The following is a 1,870-nucleotide window of genomic DNA, read 5'->3' on the forward strand; positions in this document are numbered from 1 at the left end:
GTCGTGCACACGACGGGGGCGGCCCCTGTACGATCACGCTTTCTTCACATCAAGGCCCAGGGGGGTCCCGTGCGCACATCCACCGACGGACGCGGCCGGCACAGACGCCGGCTGAGCCGGCTCATACCGGCGGCGGCTGCCGTCCTCGCCCTCGTCGGCGGCGGCATAGCCGCGGCCACCTCCTACGCGGGCCAGTCCGACGGCGGGCCGCTGGCCAAGCCGCCGGCCGGCACGCAGGTGGCGTCGGCGGAGGACGAGGAGACCACCGTCAAGCCGTTCATCATCGGCGGCACCGCGGCGAGCCAGTCCTGGATGGTCCAGCTCGTCTACAAGGACTCCCGGGGCTCCTACTTCGTCTGCGGCGGCACCCTGGTCGCCCCCACGAAGGTCCTCACCGCCGCCCACTGCCTGCACGACGCGGACGGGACCCGCCAGGACTGGGGGAAGAACGGCTCGGTCGCCGTCGGCTCCACCGAGAGCGTCACCGTCTCGAACGCGGCGAAGCTGGTCGACGTCACCCGCAGCTGGGTGCGCAGCGGCTACGACCACGACACGATGGTCAACGACATCGCCGTTCTCACCCTCGCCAAGCCCGTCGCCGGGCCGACCCTGCAGATGGCGACCCCGGCGGACACCGCGCTGTACGCGCCCGGCACCAAGGGCACGGTCTACGGCTGGGGCCTCACCGGCTCCGACGGCCGGACCGCGAAGATCTCGCCCGACCTGCGCAAGGTCGAGCTGCCGATCCAGTCCGACACCGACTGCACCGAGAACTTCAACGACGTCCTCGGCGGCGGGTTCCAGCCCGGCAAGATGATCTGCACCGGTCCGCTCGCGACCGGCAACGACGCCACCGCCAAGACCACCTGCCCCGGCGACTCCGGCGGCCCGCTGGTCGTGAACAACCGCATCGTCGGCGTCGTCTCCTGGGGTGTCGCCAGTCCCACCCGCAGCAAGGTGTGCAACGTCGCCGGCACCTTCGAGGTCTTCACCAAGGTCTCCACCTACCAGCCCCCGACCTGGCCGCGCGTCGACGACACCGACTTCACCCGGGACGGCCGGGCGGACCTCTTCCTGCGCACCGCCGTCGGCGGCAAGGGCTACGTCAAGCCCTCGACCGGCAGCACCTTCGGCGCGTCCGTCTCCCAGGCCGGCTCCTGGGCCACCTGGGACCACATCGTCCAGACCGATCTGGACCGCGACGGCTACGAGGACTACCTGGTGCGCCGCAAGTCCGACGGCGCCCTGTACTGGCGCCACCGGACCTCGGCGAGCGCGACCTACGTCAACACCAAGGTCTACAGCGGCTGGAAGACCCGGAAGTTCATCGTCGCCCCCGGTGACGTGACAGGCGACGGCCGGCCCGACGTGCTGTCCACCACCTCCGCCGGCACGCTCTACCTGCTCCCCGGTCTCGGCAACGGGAAGTTCGGCGCGCAGCAGACGGTAGGCAAGGGCTACCAGGCGTTCACCGCGCTCGTGGGCAAGGGCGACTTCACCGGGGACGGCAAGGCCGACCTCGTCGCCCGCGGCACCTCAGGGACGCTCCACCTGCTGCGCGGCACCGGCGACGCCAAGGCCCCGTTCCTGGTCGGCGTGGCGCTCAAGCGCTCCGGCGCCAACCTGAACGAGTTCGCGAGCCCCGGCGACGTCACCGGCGACGGCCGGGCCGACCTGGTCGCCCGGACGCCCGCGGGGAGCCTCTACCTGTACCCCTCCGCCGGGTCGGTGCCGAGCGAGACCTTCGCCACAAGCACCAAGATCAGCGGCAGCTACAAGGGATACGACATCTTCAGCTGAAATCGCAGGTGAGGACCCGTTCGCGGGTCTTCGTCCGGGTTGCACCGCGCCCACCGCCGCCGGCGGTGGG

1 protein-coding gene is annotated in these 1,870 nt (G+C 71.3%); it reads left to right on the top strand.

Annotated features, from left to right (window positions below):
• Positions 1 to 69 precede the first annotated feature (69 nt).
• Positions 70 to 1,800 (top strand): trypsin-like serine protease, encoded by a 1,731-nt coding sequence (locus ACFWEG_RS28985; protein WP_387221084.1) that lies wholly within the window; start codon positions 70 to 72, stop codon positions 1,798 to 1,800.
• Positions 1,801 to 1,870 lie beyond the last annotated feature (70 nt).

This window comes from Streptomyces sp. NPDC060194, from assembly GCF_042728285.1.
Lineage (GTDB): Bacteria > Actinomycetota > Actinomycetes > Streptomycetales > Streptomycetaceae > Streptomyces.